Annotated in this window: 15 protein-coding genes and 1 pseudogene; 6 read left to right on the top strand and 10 right to left on the bottom strand. The window is 60.0% G+C overall.

Translation table 11 applies throughout. From position 1 onward, the window contains the following. Positions 1-363 precede the first annotated feature (363 nt). Positions 364-1,728 carry a glutamine synthetase family protein gene (locus H043_RS0109840; RefSeq protein ID WP_027611702.1) on the top strand — a complete coding sequence of 455 codons (1,365 nt, stop codon included), beginning with the start codon at positions 364-366 and terminating at the stop codon, positions 1,726-1,728. A gap of 147 nt (positions 1,729-1,875) precedes the next feature. Continuing rightward, on the top strand, positions 1,876-3,159 hold the full coding sequence (locus tag H043_RS0109835; RefSeq protein WP_027611701.1) for an FAD-binding oxidoreductase: 1,284 nt from the start codon (positions 1,876-1,878) through the stop codon (positions 3,157-3,159). 282 nt (positions 3,160-3,441) lie between these two features. On the opposite strand, the gene H043_RS0109830 is transcribed toward H043_RS0109835, so the two are convergent. Both H043_RS0109830 and H043_RS0109825 read right to left on the bottom strand, forming a co-directional pair. After that, entirely contained in the window at positions 3,442-4,227 is a 786-nt protein-coding gene (locus tag H043_RS0109830; RefSeq protein WP_027611700.1) for a DeoR/GlpR family DNA-binding transcription regulator, read from the bottom strand. A gap of 251 nt (positions 4,228-4,478) precedes the next feature. Then, positions 4,479-5,372 (bottom strand): LysR family transcriptional regulator, encoded by an 894-nt coding sequence (locus H043_RS0109825; protein ID WP_027611699.1) that lies wholly within the window; start codon positions 5,370-5,372, stop codon positions 4,479-4,481. Positions 5,373-5,456: 84 nt separating this feature from the next. Between H043_RS0109825 and H043_RS0109820 the strand changes: the two genes are divergently transcribed. Then, a complete protein-coding gene (locus H043_RS0109820) occupies positions 5,457-6,233 on the top strand; it encodes an NAD(P)H-dependent oxidoreductase (protein ID WP_027611698.1) in 777 nt (258 codons plus the stop codon). A 160-nt stretch (positions 6,234-6,393) separates the two neighbouring features. Here H043_RS0109820 and H043_RS0109815 read toward each other — a convergent pair whose 3' ends face one another. The 3 genes from H043_RS0109815 to H043_RS0109805 form a co-directional block, all read right to left on the bottom strand. Further along, positions 6,394-7,413, bottom strand: coding sequence for an AbrB family transcriptional regulator (locus H043_RS0109815; RefSeq protein ID WP_027611697.1), 1,020 nt, complete (start codon positions 7,411-7,413; stop codon positions 6,394-6,396). A gap of 85 nt (positions 7,414-7,498) precedes the next feature. Beyond that, positions 7,499-7,921 carry an HD domain-containing protein gene (locus H043_RS0109810; RefSeq protein ID WP_027611696.1) on the bottom strand — a complete coding sequence of 141 codons (423 nt, stop codon included), beginning with the start codon at positions 7,919-7,921 and terminating at the stop codon, positions 7,499-7,501. A gap of 15 nt (positions 7,922-7,936) precedes the next feature. Then, positions 7,937-8,326, bottom strand: coding sequence for a hypothetical protein (locus H043_RS0109805; RefSeq protein ID WP_027611695.1), 390 nt, complete (start codon positions 8,324-8,326; stop codon positions 7,937-7,939). Positions 8,327-8,492: 166 nt separating this feature from the next. Here H043_RS0109805 and H043_RS0109800 point away from each other — a divergent pair, with 166 nt between their 5' ends. Continuing rightward, on the top strand, positions 8,493-8,924 hold the full coding sequence (locus H043_RS0109800; protein WP_027611694.1) for a hypothetical protein: 432 nt from the start codon (positions 8,493-8,495) through the stop codon (positions 8,922-8,924). A 77-nt stretch (positions 8,925-9,001) separates the two neighbouring features. On the opposite strand, the gene H043_RS0109795 is transcribed toward H043_RS0109800, so the two are convergent. Then, the gene (locus H043_RS0109795) at positions 9,002-9,286 is read right to left on the bottom strand and encodes a hypothetical protein (RefSeq protein ID WP_027611693.1); all 285 of its coding nucleotides are present in this window, start codon (positions 9,284-9,286) and stop codon (positions 9,002-9,004) included. Between the two features lie 370 nt (positions 9,287-9,656). On the opposite strand from H043_RS0109795, the gene H043_RS0109790 reads away from it, so the two are divergent. Then, entirely contained in the window at positions 9,657-9,950 is a 294-nt protein-coding gene (locus H043_RS0109790; RefSeq protein WP_027611692.1) for a hypothetical protein, read from the top strand. A gap of 172 nt (positions 9,951-10,122) precedes the next feature. Here H043_RS0109790 and H043_RS0109785 read toward each other — a convergent pair whose 3' ends face one another. The 3 genes from H043_RS0109785 to H043_RS0109775 form a co-directional block, all read right to left on the bottom strand. Further along, positions 10,123-10,671, bottom strand: coding sequence for a cupin domain-containing protein (locus H043_RS0109785; RefSeq protein WP_003226097.1), 549 nt, complete (start codon positions 10,669-10,671; stop codon positions 10,123-10,125). Positions 10,672-11,160: 489 nt separating this feature from the next. Further along, a complete protein-coding gene (locus tag H043_RS0109780) occupies positions 11,161-12,444 on the bottom strand; it encodes an FAD-binding oxidoreductase (protein WP_027611691.1) in 1,284 nt (427 codons plus the stop codon). 51 nt (positions 12,445-12,495) lie between these two features. Next, complete coding sequence (locus tag H043_RS0109775) at positions 12,496-13,986, bottom strand: aldehyde dehydrogenase (protein WP_027611690.1); 1,491 nt, start codon at positions 13,984-13,986, stop codon at positions 12,496-12,498. A gap of 70 nt (positions 13,987-14,056) precedes the next feature. Between H043_RS0109775 and H043_RS30650 the strand changes: the two are divergent. Further along, positions 14,057-14,143, top strand: a pseudogene (locus H043_RS30650) (metal ABC transporter ATP-binding protein); the annotation flags it as partial. Positions 14,144-14,168: 25 nt separating this feature from the next. On the opposite strand, the gene H043_RS0109770 reads toward H043_RS30650, so the two are convergent. Beyond that, positions 14,169-15,545 (bottom strand): glutamine synthetase family protein, encoded by a 1,377-nt coding sequence (locus H043_RS0109770; RefSeq protein WP_027611689.1) that lies wholly within the window; start codon positions 15,543-15,545, stop codon positions 14,169-14,171. Positions 15,546-15,708 lie beyond the last annotated feature (163 nt).

Raw genomic sequence — 15,708 nt, 5'->3', positions numbered from 1 at the left:
TCCCACGGGGGCTGCGTATGAATCGTATCGTCAATCTCCCCATGGCCCTGCGCCGTTCCAAGCTGCGTCACTCCGCACGCCCGCCGGATATCGCCTGCTGATTTCTATCAGTCAGAAAAGATCCATTGTGGTGAGGGGATTCATCCCCGATGGACTGCGCAGCAGTCCCTATCTTTTTGGCCCGCTACGCGCGCCGTCGGGGATAAATCCCCTCACCACAGGTTCAGTGTCACTTCCGACTGCCGGACATTAGCGAAATACTTTTTTCTTTTTGATATCCCTGCCAGGACACCACGCCTATTTACCGCGTCGTGTCCGGCCCGAATCTGCGCGCCTGTGCGGCGCCATCGTGAGTGATTGACCATGAAATTCGCAGCCATCGAAGACGCACGCCTGTTCCTTGAACAGAACCCCGATATCGACATGATCGAGCTGTTCATCCTCGACGCCAACGGCGTGCCGCGCGGCAAGCTGTTGCACCGCGAAGAACTGCTGGCGGTCTACCAAAGCGGTCGCCCGCTGCCCAGCACCATCCTTGGCCTGACCGTGCAGGGCGAGGACGTGGAAAACTCGGGTCTGGTGTGGGACGTCGGCGACATCGACTGCCGCGCCTACCCGCTCGAAGGCAGTCTGGTGCGCCTGCCGTGGCGGCAGATTCCAACTGCGGCGGTGCAAGTCAGCATGCACCCGAGCGAGGGAATGCCGGCGAGCATCGCCGACCCGCGTCATCTACTGATCAAAGTGATCGACGGCCTCAAGGCCGAGGGTTATCACCCGGTGATGGCCTGCGAGCTGGAGTTCTATTTGCTCGACGCCAAACGCGATCACAACGGCCGTCCGCAACCGGCGCTGGACGCCGACGGTGGCCGACCGCGACACACCCAGGTCTACGGTTTGCGTGAACTGGAGCAGATCGAACCGTTCCTCGCCGACCTCTACGGCGCCTGCAAACTGCACGGCATTCCGGCGCGCACGGCGATCTCGGAATACGCCCCGGGCCAGGTGGAAATCACCCTCGAACACGGCGACGCGTTGCTCGCGATGGATCAGGCGGTGCGCTACAAACGTCTGGTCAAAGCGGTGGCGCACAAGCACAGCATGCAGGCGACGTTCATGGCCAAGCCGTTCGATGATCTGGCCGGTACCGGCATGCACATGCACGTCAGCCTCGCCGATGCCGAAGGGCGCAATCTGTTTGCTTCCGAAGACCCGGCCGGTACCCCGCTGCTGCGCACCGCGATTGGCGGCATGCTCGCCTCGCTGCTCGATACGTTGCTGCTGTTCTGCCCCAACGCCAACTCCTACCGCCGCTTCCAGGCCAACAGCTATGCGCCTTTGGCGCCGACCTGGGGCGTCGACAACCGCACCGTCAGCCTGCGCGTACCGGGCGGCCCGGCCAACACCCGGCACATCGAACACCGCATCTGCGGCGCCGACGCCAACCCGTATCTGGCGGCGGCAGCGATCCTCGCCGGGATCCATCGCGGGATTCGCGAAAGTCTTGATCCGGGTGCGCCGGTCGAGGGCAACGGCTACGCGCAAGCCAAGGAACTGCTGCCGACCGACTGGCTGACTTCGCTGCAGGCGCTGGAGAATTCTGCGTGGGCACGGGATGCCCTGGGCCAGGAATTTCTCGGGGTGTACCTGGCGGTGAAGCGTGCCGAGTATCGGCAGTTCATGGCCGAGGTGGGTGAACAGGATTGGCGCTGGTATCTGACCGAAGCCTGAAGCCTCACCACTAACCCCTGTAGGAGTGAGCCTGCTCGCGATAGCGGTGTGTCATTCAGCAATAATGTGTCTGACATGGCCTCATCGCGAGCAGGCTCACTCCTACAGGGGACCGCGTACAACCGAAGAATTTGTGTGGACACAGACATGACCCAACGCTGCAATTCCTACTACACCGCCACCCTCAACCAGGACACCGACTACCCGACCCTGCAGGGCCGGCATCAGGTCGATGTGGTGATCATCGGCGGCGGTTTCACTGGCGTCGCCACCGCCGTCGAACTCGCCGAAAAAGGCCTGAAAGTCGCCATCGTCGAAAGCCACAAGATCGGCTGGGGCGCCACGGGACGCAATGGCGGACAAGTCACCGGCAGCCTCTCTGGCGACGGTGCGATGCGCAAACAGATGCGCCCGAAACTCGGTGATGAAGTCGACGATTTCATCTGGCACCTGCGCTGGCGCGGGCATGAAATTATCCAGCAGCGGGTCGAGAAGTACGGCATCCAGTGCGACCTCAAACACGGCCATCTGCACGCCGCCTATAAGCCGAGCCACATGGACGGTTTGCGCAACGATTACGAGGAAGCCGTGCGTCGCGGCCTGGGCGATGAAGTCAGTCTGCTCGACCGCAGCCAGGTGCGCGACCTGCTGCAAAGCGACCTCTACCACGGCGCAATCAAGAACACCCGCAATATGCACCTGCACCCGCTCAACCTGTGCATCGGCGAAGCGCGGGCGGCGGAAAGTCTAGGTGCCTTGATCTTCGAGAACAGTGAGGTGCTGGAAATCATTCACGGCAAAACCCCAGGGGTGCGCACCGCCCATGGCCAGATCGACGCCAATCAGGTGATGCTCGCCGGCGACGTTTATCACAAGCTCGAACCGGGTCAGCTCAAGGGCAAGATTTTCCCGTCCATGGGTGGCATCGTCACCACCGCGCCGCTGGGTGATCTGGCGCGGCAGATCAACCCCGAAGACCTCGCGGTGTACGACTGCCGTTTCGTCCTCGACTACTACCGCCTCACGGCCGACGGGCGCCTGCTGTTCGGCGGCGGCGCCAACTACAGCGGCAAGGATTCACGGGACATCGCTGCCGAACTGCGTCCGTGCATCGAGCAGACCTTCCCGGCGCTCAAAGGGGTGCAGATCGACTACCAGTGGAGCTGCGCGATGGGCATCGTGATCAACCGCATCCCGCAACTGGGCAAGCTCTCGGACAACGTCTGGTATTGCCAGGGTTACTCGGGACACGGCATCGCGACGACGCACATCATGGGCGAAATCATGAGCCGCGCGATCACCGGGCAGATGGAACAGTTCGACACCTTTGCGCAGTGTCAGCACATTCGCGTGCCGATGGGGGATTGGCTGGGCAATCCTTTGCTGGCGGCGGGGATGTGGTATTACCAGATGCTTGAAAAGTTGCGTTGATAGCGCTGGCCCCTTCGCGAGCAAGCCCGCTCCCACAGGTTGATTGCATTCCAAATGTGAGAGCGAGCCTGCTCGCGAAGAGGCTAGCCGCCTCGCTACAAATCTCAATCAGGCAACTGCTCCCACATTGAAATGCATTCCAAATGTGGGAGCGGGCTTGCTCGCGAAGAGGCCAGCAGCCTCACTACAAATCTCAGTCCGGCAACTGCTCCCACATTGAAATGCATTCCAAATGTGGGAGCGGGCTTGCTCGCGAAGAGGCCAGCAGCCTCACTACAAATCTCAGTCCGGCAACTGCTCCACCACAATCCCTAATCGCCGATAATCCTCAACACTCCCCGACGCCACATGCCGCTCGGTAATCAGCGTATGCAGGCGCGTACACGCGGCCACCACAAACGGCTCCACCGCCCCCAGCTTGTCCGCGGTGGTCACCGCAATCACCCGCGTCGCGCTGTCGAGCAGCGCCTGTTTCACCGGTACTTCATCGAAGTGCAGCGAGGTGACGCCCACTTCCGGGTGAATCGCACAGACGCCGGTAAACGCCAGATCCGCCTTGATCCCGGCCAGCATGCGCACCGCCTCGTGCCCGCTGGCCGACATCGTGCGCGGGTTCAGTTGCCCACCGGCCAGAATAACCTTCACGCCCTTGTATTCGGACAAGGCAATCGCTGTCATCGGCGCGGCGGTCACCGCAGTGATCTGGATATCCGCGCGCAACGAGCGCGCCACCTGCAACGCGGTCGAACCGGAATCGAACAGCACAATCTGCCCGTCCTCGACCTTTTGCGCCGCCAACTGCGCCAGCCGCACTTTTACCTCATCGGTCTCTTCCAGCCGGGTGAAGTAATCCTTGCCGCTGTCCTTGGGCCTTGGCAGCGCCCCGCCATGCACGCGCTGCACCAGCCCGGCGTTGTCCAGTTCGGCGAGGTCGCGGCGGATAGTGTCTTCGGACACAGCGAAGTGCTGGCTCAACTCGGAGGCCATGACCTTGCCGTCGCGTTCGAGGATCAGGAGGATTTTCTGCCGGCGCAGGGATGGCAGTTCGGTGACCGAATGATCGTGCATGGTTTTGCCTGTTTGTGCTTGTAGTTGCAGGTTTGCCGAGACTAGCGAAAGCCTCGGGCAAACACAAACCGGCGGCTATCAATTGTTTCGATCATTGGAATCAACATGCCGAATTTTTTCTTTGCATTCAGCCTGTTCAGAATGGCCTCACTTTAAAAAGGCTCAGGATGAACAGCTGATGAATCTCAATTTTGCGTTTGCGTGCATGATCGTGGTGTCTTTTGCGATTGCCTTGGGCCACGCCTGATCCGTCACACCGACGCCGCCAGATGCTCACGCAACCATTTGTGCGCCGGATCGCGATGCGCGCGCTCGCCCCAGAACATCGCCATTTCGTAGCCCGGCACCGGCAACGGCGCATCGACCACCTGCAACGCCGGGTTGTCGCGAACCAAGCGTGACGGCAGCATCGCCACCAGATCGGTACTCGCCAGCACCGACATCACCATCAGAAAATGCGGCACCGACAGCACCACTTTGCGCGCCAGGCCGACCTCGGCCAGCGCTTTGTCGGTCACCCCGAAAAAGCCCCCGCCCTCGCGGGACACCATCACGTGTTCCAGTGCACAGAACTGTTCGCGAGTCGGCTTACGCTTCAACCCCGGATGACCGATACGCCCGGCCAACACGTAATGCTCGGTGAACAGCACCCGTTGATGCAGATCCAGCGGCGCCTCTTCGGTGATGTGCAGCGCCAGATCAAACACGCCCTGCTCCGCTTGCCTGGCCAACTGCGCCGGCATCAGATCGAGCACTGCCAACCGCGTGCCCGGCGCCTGAGTGCGCAAACCGCTGAGCGCTGGCAGCACCACCGTCGATTCGCCGTAATCGGTCGCCGCAACTTTCCAGATGTGGCGGGCCTGCGCCGGATCGAACGCGCTGGCCGGCGCCACCGCGCGTTCCAGTGCTTCCAGTGCCTCGCGCAACGGCTCGCGCAGTTCATCGGCCCGCGCCGTCGGGCGCATGCCCCGTGGCCCGGGCAGCAACAGCGGGTCGCCGAAGATCTCGCGCAGCTTGGCCAGGTGCACGCTCACCGACGGCTGCGACAGGCTCAAGCGCTCTGCGGCGCGGGTTACGTTGTGTTCTGCCAACAACACGTCTAGGGTCAACAGCAAGTTGATATCCAGACGTCGTAAATTATTCATGGCTATACCTGACATATCAGACATTCATTTCCAATATACCGATCAAGGATTGATCCTGCCTGCATTCAACCAAGGAGTTGCCACATGAATGTGCTACTGGTCTACGCCCACCCCGAACCTACTTCGCTCAACGGCTCGCTCAGGGACTTCACCGTCCAGCGTCTGCAAGCCGCCGGCCACACCGTGCAGGTCTCCGACCTGTATGCGATGAACTGGAAGACCACGATCGACGCCGATGACGCGCCCGGTCGCGATGAAAGCCGGCCATTCCACGCCTCGATCGATTCGAAACTGGCTTACCAACAGGGCCGGCAGTCGTCCGACATCGCCCGCGAGCAGGAAAAACTGTTGTGGGCCGACGCGCTGATCCTGCAATTCCCGCTGTGGTGGTTCACCATGCCGGCGATCCTCAAAGGCTGGGTCGAGCGCGTGTACGCTTACGGGTTTGCCTACGGTGTCGGCGAGCATTCCGATGCCCGCTGGGGTGAGCGTTACGGCGAAGGCAAGATGAAAGGCAAACGCGCGATGCTGCTGGTCACCACCGGGGGCCGGGATTCGCACTATAGCCCGCGCGGGATCAACGGGCCGATTGATGATTTGCTGTTTCCGATTCAGCACGGCGTGCTGTTCTACCCCGGTTTCGACGTGGTGCCGCCCTTCCTGGTGTACCGCGCCAGTCGCATGGATCAAGCGCGGTTTGCCGAGACCTGCGAGGCACTGGGCACGCGTCTGGATGAATTGTGGAGCACGCGGCCGATAGCGTATCGGCAGCAGAATGCCGGGGATTACGAGATCCCGGCGTTGACGCTCAAGGATGATATTGCTCCGGGTGAGGAAGGCTTCGCCGCCCACACTTTGTAAAGATCACTGAACCTTTGTGGCGAGGGAGCTTGCTCCCGCTCGGCGACGCAGTCGTCGCAAAACCTGCGATTTTGGTACACCTGAAACACCGCGGCATCGGGGTTTGGGGCCGCTGCGCAGCCCAGCGGGAGCAAGCTCCCTCGCCACAGGGGGATGTGCTTCAGACTTCCTCCCGCGCCCGCCGCACCTGCACCAACAACGCCGGCGCAAAGTGCAGCAGCACCATCCGCGCCAAGTGGTGAGTCAGGATAAACACCACATTCAGCCCGCCGGCAAACGCGACAATCGCAATCGTCTCGATCGCCCCCGGCATGTACGCCAGCCACAGCGACAGCGGATCACTGCCCAGCCACTGCGCCGCCACTTCGGCAAATGCCGCCGCCACCACGATCATCAGCCCCACCGACACCAACGCCGTCCGCCCGTGCAGCCCCAGCTCCGCAAGGCCGAGTCCCTGAAAGCGCGAGCCGATCCGCACGCCGAGAATCAGCGCCGCCAGATTCAGGCTCCAGTCCGGCATGTGGAAGCCGTGCAGCCATCCTGATTTCACAAACACCGCAGTGAGCAGAATTGCCGTCAACATGAACGGCGCAGGCACGCCGATCACCAGCAGCAAGCGCCCGAGCACCACGCTCAGGCCAATCAGAACGAATACGGTCAACGCCATACCCGTGCTCAACGGAGCGCTTTCAACCACTGTCAACGAGGCTTGCCCGGGAATCAAAAAGCTCACCAGCACCGTGATCAGCAACAAGCGCATCAGGTGCACGATGATGACCTTGCTCGAGGCCTTTTCCGACTCCAGCAAATCGAACACTGCCGCCAGTGCGCCGGGGTACACCGCGAGTAGCGCATCGGTGCGATTCCATCCCGCGCCGCGAGTCAGCCACCATCCGGCGAGGGCGATCTGTACAGTCAGGCATAGAAGCAGGACGCCGAGGCTTGGCAACATCGCCGAAGCCGTCGCACTGTCCCACGCTTCGAACATCAGCCCGGTGGCGATGCCCAGCGTGACCTGGATGTAGCCCAGACCATAAGGGGTTGCGGGGGCAAACCCGAACTTGGTGGCGACCAATGCGGTGACAAGAATCGCCCCCAGCAACAGGCCATGAGGAACACCGCTGACCTGCAACGCAGCGCCGACAGCGGCAGCGATCAACAAACACAGAATCGATTTCATATTCTTCGCCTTCCTGGCTATTCAACTGACCCGACATCAATCCCATGTAGGAGCTGCCGAAGGCTCCTACAGGGGGTGTTCGTTTTTACGTGCGCAACCGCCCGATCGCCCGCCGATACTTCTCGACCCGTTCCAGATCTTCCCAACTTGGCGAGGCAATCCGCGACAGGTCGCTGTTCTCTTCCAGATCCGCCAGCTTGACCACCCGACCGATCGGGTTCTGCGCCGCGCGGTCGACGAAATCCTCGTAGGACTCGCCCGGCACTTTGGTCACGGATTCAATAGCGCTCAGAATTTCTTCGCTGAAACCTTCCTTACGCAAATCATCGAGGCTGATGCCGCAATCCTCGACCACATCGTGCAGCACGGCGACGATGCGTTCTTCCAGCGTGGTCATGCGCAACATGACTTTCAGCGGATGCAGAATGTACGGCGCACCGCCCTTGTCGACCTGCCCGGCATGGGCGGTGGCGGCGATGGAGATAGCGCGTTCGAGAGTCTGGGTCATGGAAGTCTCCGTGGTTTAAACGCCATAGCGGCCGCCAACGTGGATGTTGCGTTTGAGCCAGTTGCGGATCGCTTCAAGCCGTCCGGTTGGCTTCGCTGGCCCGGAATGACGTTGAAGAATCAGCGAGACCACGGTGGACTGATCGGCTTTTGGATGGGCATCGATCAACTCGGCAACCCACGCGCAGTCAGCCTTCCTCAGGTGTTCACGCCACTCGCCCGGCCAAGCGTCCAGCTCATCCAGCGCCAACCACCGCGCACCGCCGTGTTCCATGTGCCCGCCAGACATCGACTGCTCGAAACAGAAAGGCGAGTCTGGCTTTGCAGGGTCAATGTGAAACAGATAGATGTCGTGAAAGGGGTGTTGCGAGGGGAGCGCGTTATTGCGGCTGCCGATTTCGATCATGGGCAATGTTCCAATCCTTGGGCGCTGAATGTTTCCGATTGTTTCGCAGTGTATGCCGCGGGAGCAAATCAAAAACCCGATGGAACCTCCCTCCTCCACGCCTTCTCGAAACTATAAAGCGCCAAAAGCTTCGATCAGACCCGGCGCCCCTGAAGAGGAAACCCCGATGAACGTTCGCCTCCTGCTTCTGATCGCCACCTTCGCCGTCATCCCCACCTGCGTCATGGCCGAAGGCTGCGACGTTCAGACCCAATCCTCCAGCGCTTCGGTGCCAGCGGTGGAAACCCACAGCTGCTACGAATACGAAGGCATGCCCGTCAGTTCCATCGACTGGTCGTGCAGCAATGAAAGCAAAGACATGCTCAACAGTAAGAAAACCAAGGTCGAGAACTGTGCCGACCACTATCAGGCCACATGTATCGCCACGATCACCCAGGAATCCCTGGCCAACCCTCACTCCACCAGCAAAGACAAAAATGCCAAGGCGCTGAATATCCCCGACAACGCCCAAGTGACCACGTATTACTATGACGTGGATCATTTGGCCCAGGCGCGAATTGATTGTGAGAATGGTGGTGGGCATTGGAAGGCGAAGTAAGCGTTTGATATCTGTGTTTGCGACAGGCAAAGAAAAGCCCGGCTCAAAAGACCGGGCTTTTTAATGCGCAATATCCGTTAACCACCGCCGTTACCCCCACTGCTGCTATCGGACGATTGACCCGCGGAGCTGGGCTTGGAGGCAGAAGGCACCGGCCCATTGTCGGTCTTGCCACCATCCCCACCTTCAGGCAGCGAATTGGCATCCGGATCGGCATGGGTGGCAGGGGACGCCGGGTCGCGAGTCTGGCTGTTGCCGTCGTTTGCCGTTGGGGTGGGCGTATCGCCGGCCGCGATCGCATACAGCGAGCCGCCGGACAGCAACGCCGCGAGGGTTAACACCGCGATTTTATGGTTCAACATAGTGGCTCTTCCTCTGCCGGGTGAGTTACAGCATTGGAAGAAGGTGTGTGGCGAAGGTGCGGTGTGTCGGACGAATGGTTGTCGCCCAGTCATTTCGCGCAGTTTCGATATCTGAAAACTTCGTAGGAAAACGCTTCATGTGGCGAGGGAGCTTGCTCCCGCAGGGCCTGCGAAGCGGCCCCAAAACCGGATGGTCCGTTTTGCTAGCGGTACCGTCGAGTCAGTAAACGTGAAGCGTTATAACTGATTAAAAGGCGGATTATTAGTTTTTCATTTAAAAACCTGTCAGTAATGACAGGTTAGAAAAAACGGCTACTGCGATAACCTATGTTTTCGGCAAGATCAATATTTATCGTTCAGGAGATTATCCATGAGTGCGTTATATGCCTACTACAATAAGTCCGACGAGTTTTCTGCCCATCGCATAATAAAAATTGGACTCATGAAAGGGGCTGAGGCTATGTATTTCAAAGGTGAGAGCGTTTCATGCACGGAGGAAATAAAAGAGGGTTGGTATTACGATGAAAAAAGCCGAAAGTTCATGACTGAGCAAGAATTTGATAACAGTCGCGAAAAATACAGAATTTCACCTGCTCCCTCGGCAGCCCCGACAATAACGTCAGCGAAAGACAGCCTAGGATCAGGGCCTACCAGATCGTATTAAGACTTCGCTAGAGTTTGGACGAGAAAAAAAATGCTTTCGAGGCTATTGGCTCATACAAAAAATCACTATATACGCCTCCAAATGCACCGCTGGCTCTCTGGAGTTCAGTGGTGCACTTTCAGCAAACGTGCTCAAGCACAACGGATTGAATTAATTTTCAAAGTAAAACAAATCAAAAATTCGCCGGCGTATTCGCACTAATAATCTCAGCCTCATCCGCCCCGATATTCCGGAACTTATGCGGCAGCGTCGTCGGAAAGTAATACCCATCCCCCGCATTCAACACGCTCACCTGCCCGTCCACGGTCAACTCCACCGTGCCACGGGTCACTAACCCACACTCCTCACCTTCCGCATGCACGATCGGCTCTTCCCCGGAGCTCGCGCCCGGAGCGTACTGCTCACGAAGCAAGCGCATCTGACGGCTCGGCACCGAGGCGCCGATCAGCAGCAGGCGCAGGCCGTGGCGGCCGAGGTCGGGTTGTTCGTTGGCGCGGAAGACGTATTGGTGTTCGCGCGGGGGCTGGTCGAAAGTGAAGAAGTCGGCCAGGGACATCGGGATGCCTTCGAGCAGCTTTTTCAGCGAGCTGACGGAAGGACTGACGCGATTCTGTTCGATCAGGGAGATGGTGGCATTGGTCACGCCGCTACGCCGGGCCAGCTCGCGCTGGGAGAGTTTGTAGCTTTCGCGTACTAGTTTGAGTCGAGAACCCGTATCCATGACAGCCTTATGTGAGTAGTACTTAAGGGTAATGGGGGTGGGTGGCGGGTGCCGCGCAAGGCGCGGATCACGTTGCTCCCGTGTCCCGGAACCGTGAAAGGCGGCTATTAAATCACGTTTGCCGGTGTTGCTCAGCAGGTTCGATGGACGGTGGGGCAAAAGTCCCTCTTGCCTTGTTAATACAGTCACTGTGGGAGCGAGCCTGCTCGCGAAAGCGGTGTGTCAGTCGACAACGATGTTGGTTGATATGGCCTCTTCGCGAGCAGGCTCGCTCCCACAGTTGGATCACTTTTGTGTCAGTTGGCTTTGTGGCGGTTGTCAGGGAGTCATCGCTGGCAAGCCAGACTCCCACAGGGTTTGCAGTGTTTCTGTGGGAGTGATGGTGCCTGTACTGGCGCCATCGCGAGCAGGCTCACTCCTACAGTGGTCACCTTGGTGTTTCAGGTAAAAAACCGGCGGGGTCCTGGGGACCGCCGCCGGGGAGGTAACCTAGATGCCGAAACGGTCGCGCAGCGAGTAGTAGACGGCGCCGAGGGCGGTCAATGGGGCGGAGAAGGTGCGGCCGCCGATCATTGGCATGTGCGGCAGCGAGGCGAAGGCGTCGAAGCGTTCGGCGTCGCCGCGGATCATTTCCGAGATCAGTTTGCCGGCCAGATGCGAGCAAGTGACGCCGTGGCCGCTGTAGCCTTGCATGTAGTAGGCGTTTTTCTCGATGCGACCGAATTGCGGCATGCGTGACATGGTCAGCAGGAAGTTGCCGGTCCAGCGGTAGTCGATTTTCACGTCCTTGAGCTGCGGGAAGGTCTTGAGGATCTTCGGCCGGATCAGTTGTTCGATGTCGTCCGGTTCCCGCGCGCCGTAGACCACACCGCCGCCGTACAGCAGACGGTTATCGGCCGTCAGGCGGTAGTAATCCAGCAGGTAGTTGCAGTCTTCGACGCAATAGTTGTTGGTAATCAGGCTGCGCGCCTGCTTCTCGGTCAGAGGTTCGGTGACGACAATCTGCGAGCCGCACGGCATGCTTTTCGCGGTCACGCGGTTGTCCAGACCTTGCGGCAGATAGGCGTTGCCGGCGATCAGCAGGTACTTGGCGCGCACCTGGCCTTTGGCGGTGCGCACGACGTTCGGCTCGCCGTACTTGATCTCCACGGCTGCCGACTGCTCGTAGATCTTGCCGCCCAGACGCACGATGGCCGCGGCTTCACCGAGAGCGAGGTTCAGCGGATGCACGTGGCCGCCCTGCAGGTCCAGCAGGCCGCCAACGTAGGCGTCGGAGCCGATTTCGCGACGGATGTCGGCAGCGTCGAGCATCTTCAGGTTCTTGTTGCCGTAACGTTCCCAACTGCGCTTCTGCTCAGCCAGACCGTTGAGTTGTTTCTTGTTCATCGCTGCGAAGATGCCGCCCGGGCGGTAGTCGCATTTGATGTCGTATTCCTTGATGCGCGAACGGATGATGTCGGCGCCTTCGAAGATCATGCTGCCGAGGATTTCCGCGGTCTTGTCGCCGTAGCGTTCTTCGATCACATCGACGTCGCGGCTGTAGGAGTTGACCAGTTGCCCGCCGTTGCGACCGCTGGCGCCGTAGCCGACTTTCGCCGCTTCCAGCACCGTGACTTTATAACCGGCCTCGCTCAGAAACAGCGCCGAGGACAGGCCGGTGTAGCCGGCGCCGATGATGCAGACGTCGCACTCGACCGACTCTTCAAGGGTCGGGAAGTCGATGACTTCGTTGCGGGTTGCGGCGTAGTAGCTGTTGACGTGTTGTTGCTTCATTTTATTGTTCTCCGAGGGTCGCTCATCAGGAGCGACCGCCGCTGTAGAAAATCAGAGCTTGATCCAGGTCGCTTTCAGCTCGGTGTACTTGTCGAACGCGTGCAGCGATTTGTCGCGACCGTTGCCCGACTGTTTGAAACCACCGAACGGCGCGGTCATGTCGCCGCCGTCGTACTGGTTGACCCAGACGCTGCCGGCCCGCAGGCCACGGGCGAAGGTATGCGCCTTGCTCAGGTTACTGGTCCAGACGCCGGCGGCGAGGCCGAAGATGCTGTCGTTGGCGATCTGCAGCGCTTCTTCAACGGTGTCGAAGGTGATCAGCGACAGCACCGGGCCGAAGATTTCTTCGCGGGCGATGGTCATCGCATTGGTCACGCCGTCGAAGATCGCCGGTTGCACATAGAGGCCACCGGTTTCTTCGAGGGTGCGCTGGCCGCCGGCAATCAGCTCGGCGCCCTGCTCACGGCCGATGCTGATGTAGCGCAGTACGTTGTCCAGTTGACGCTGATCGACCACCGCACCGACGGTGGTCGCCGGGTCAAGCGCGTGCCCCGGTTTCCACGCTTGCAGCGCTTCCACCAACAGCGGGATGAATTGCTCGCGAATCGAACGCTCGACCAGCAAACGCGAACCGGCGGTGCACACTTCGCCCTGGTTGAAGGCAATGGCGCCGGCCGCAGCCTGGGCGGCCGCGCGCAAGTCCGGAGCGTCGGCAAACACCACGTTCGGGCTCTTGCCCCCGGCTTCGAGCCAGACGCGTTTCATGTTGCTTTGCCCGGCATAAATCATCAGTTGCTTGGCAATCGCCGTGGAGCCGGTGAAGGCCAGCACGTCGACGTCCATGTGCAGCGCCAGCGCCTTGCCGACGGTGTGGCCGAAGCCCGGCAGGACGTTGAACACGCCTTTCGGAATGCCCGCGTCCAGCGCGAGCTGGGCGATGCGGATCGCGGTCAGTGGCGACTTTTCCGAAGGCTTGAGAATGAACGAGTTGCCCGCGGCCAGGGCCGGGGCGAATTTCCAGCTGGCCATGATCAGCGGGAAGTTCCACGGCACGATCGCGGCGACTACGCCGGATGGCTCGCGGGTCGCCAGGCCAAGTTGATCGTGCGGGGTGGCGGCAACTTCATCGTAGATCTTGTCGATCGCTTCGGCGCTCCAGCGGATCGCGTTGGCGGTCGCCGGAATGTCGATGCTCATCGAGTCGCTGATCGGTTTGCCCATGTCGAGGGTTTCCAGCAGCGCCAGTTCTTCCTGGTGTTGCAGGATCAGATCGGCGAAGCGGATCAGGATGCGTTTGCGCTCGGCCGGGGCCTTGTGCGCCCACACACCGGAGTTGAACGATTGGCGCGCGACTTCGACGGCGAGGTTGGCGTCGGCTTCATCGGTGCTGGCCACGGAGGCGAGAAAACGGCCGTCGACGGGGCTCAGGCATTCGAAGGTGGCGCCGCTGATCGCCGGGCGATATTCACCGTTGATGAACGCGCGGGATTCGATGGTCAGGGACTGGAAGCGTTGTTCCCAGTCGTTGCGTGTGGTTGTCATTGTTGTGGCTCGACAAGGGGGTGGATGACGGGCAAACACCCGTCAATCGAATTGGGTAACCGAATCCCCTGTGGGAGCGGGCTTGCTCGCGAAGGCGTCGTTACATCCAACGTCTTCATTGCGAGATACTCCGCTTTCGCGAGCAAGCCCGCTCCCACATTGGGTCGGTGTTGGTCTGCAAATCACACCGTATGCAGATACCAGTTGTACTCAAGGTCGGAAATCGAGTTCTCGAACTCGGCCAGCTCGCTTTCCTTGCACGCGACGAACACGTCGATGTACATCGGGTCGATGTATTTGGCCATGACTTCGCTGTCGTCCAGCTCACGCAATGCGTCGCGCAGATTGTTCGGCAGGCTCTGTTCGTTCTGCTCGTAGCTGTTGCCTTCAACCGGCGCGCCCGGTTCGATCTGGTTGGTCAGGCCGTGGTGAATACCGGCCAGTACCGAAGCCATCAGCAAGTACGGGTTGGCGTCGGCGCCAGCCACGCGATGTTCGATGCGCACGGCGTCAGCCGAACCGGTCGGTACACGTACCGCAACGGTGCGGTTGTCGATGCCCCAGCTCGGCGAATTCGGCACGTAGAACTGCGCGCCGAAGCGGCGGTAAGAATTGACGTTCGGGCACAGGAACGCCATTTGCGCAGGCAGGGTCTCCAGCACACCGCCGATCGCGTGTCGCAGCGCGGCGTTCTGCTCGGGATCCTCGCTGGCGAAGATGTTGTTGCCTTCTTTGTCCAGGATCGAAATGTGAACGTGCAGACCGTTGCCCGCCTGGCCCGGATACGGCTTGGCCATGAAGGTGGTGTCCATCTCGTGGTCATAGGCGATGTTCTTCACCAGACGCTTGAGCAGCACCGCGTAGTCGCAGGCCTTGATCGGGTCGGAGACGTGATGCAGGTTGACTTCGAATTGCGCCGGGGCGCTTTCCTTGACGATCGCATCAGCCGGAATGCCCTGCTCTTTCGCGCCTTCCAAAATGTCCTGGAGGCAGTCGACGTATTCGTCGAGATCGTCGATCAGATACACCTGAGTCGACACCGGGCGCTTGCCGGAGACCGGCGAACGTGGCGACTGCGGACGGCCGTTCACGTTGTCCTGGTCGATCAGGTAGAACTCCAGTTCGAACGCGGCGCAGATGGTCAGGCCCAGTTCATCGAACTTGCGCACCACGTTGGCCAGCACTTCACGCGGATCGGCGAAGAACGGCTCGCCCTCGATCTCATGCATGGTCATCAGCAACTGTGCGGTTGGGCGCTTCTGCCACGGCTCGATGCTCAGGGTCCCCGGGATCGGGTAGCAGATGCGGTCGGCGTCGCCGATGTCCAGACCCAGGCCGGTGCTTTCCACCGTGGAGCCATTGATGTCGAGGGCGAAGAGCGAGGCCGGCAGGTTGATGCCTTTCTCGTAAACCTTGTGAAGACTGGTGCGCTCGATGCGCTTGCCGCGCACCACACCGTTCATGTCTGCAATCAGAAGGTCGACGTACAAAACCTCAGGATGTTTCTTAAGGAATGCGTTTGCTTCGTTGAGTTGAACGGCACGCAGAGGGACCGACATGATGCACCTATTTAGCTGTTAATTATTATGTTCACCGCTGTTTCGCCGAGCCAGTCAATCCGAAAGGCAAAGTGAAGTCAATAGCGAACACCTGGCCGCTCAGCGTTTATTTTTCGGGCTTTTTTTAACACTCACGTGCCAATGCAGGCGCCGTAAGGCCTGG

Origin of the sequence: Pseudomonas sp. URIL14HWK12:I6 (assembly GCF_000514195.1) — a bacterium.
Taxonomy (GTDB): domain Bacteria; phylum Pseudomonadota; class Gammaproteobacteria; order Pseudomonadales; family Pseudomonadaceae; genus Aquipseudomonas; species Aquipseudomonas putida_A.
The sequence above is the reverse complement of the archived record's forward strand: the minus strand, read 5'-3'. Positions and strand labels throughout refer to the sequence as shown.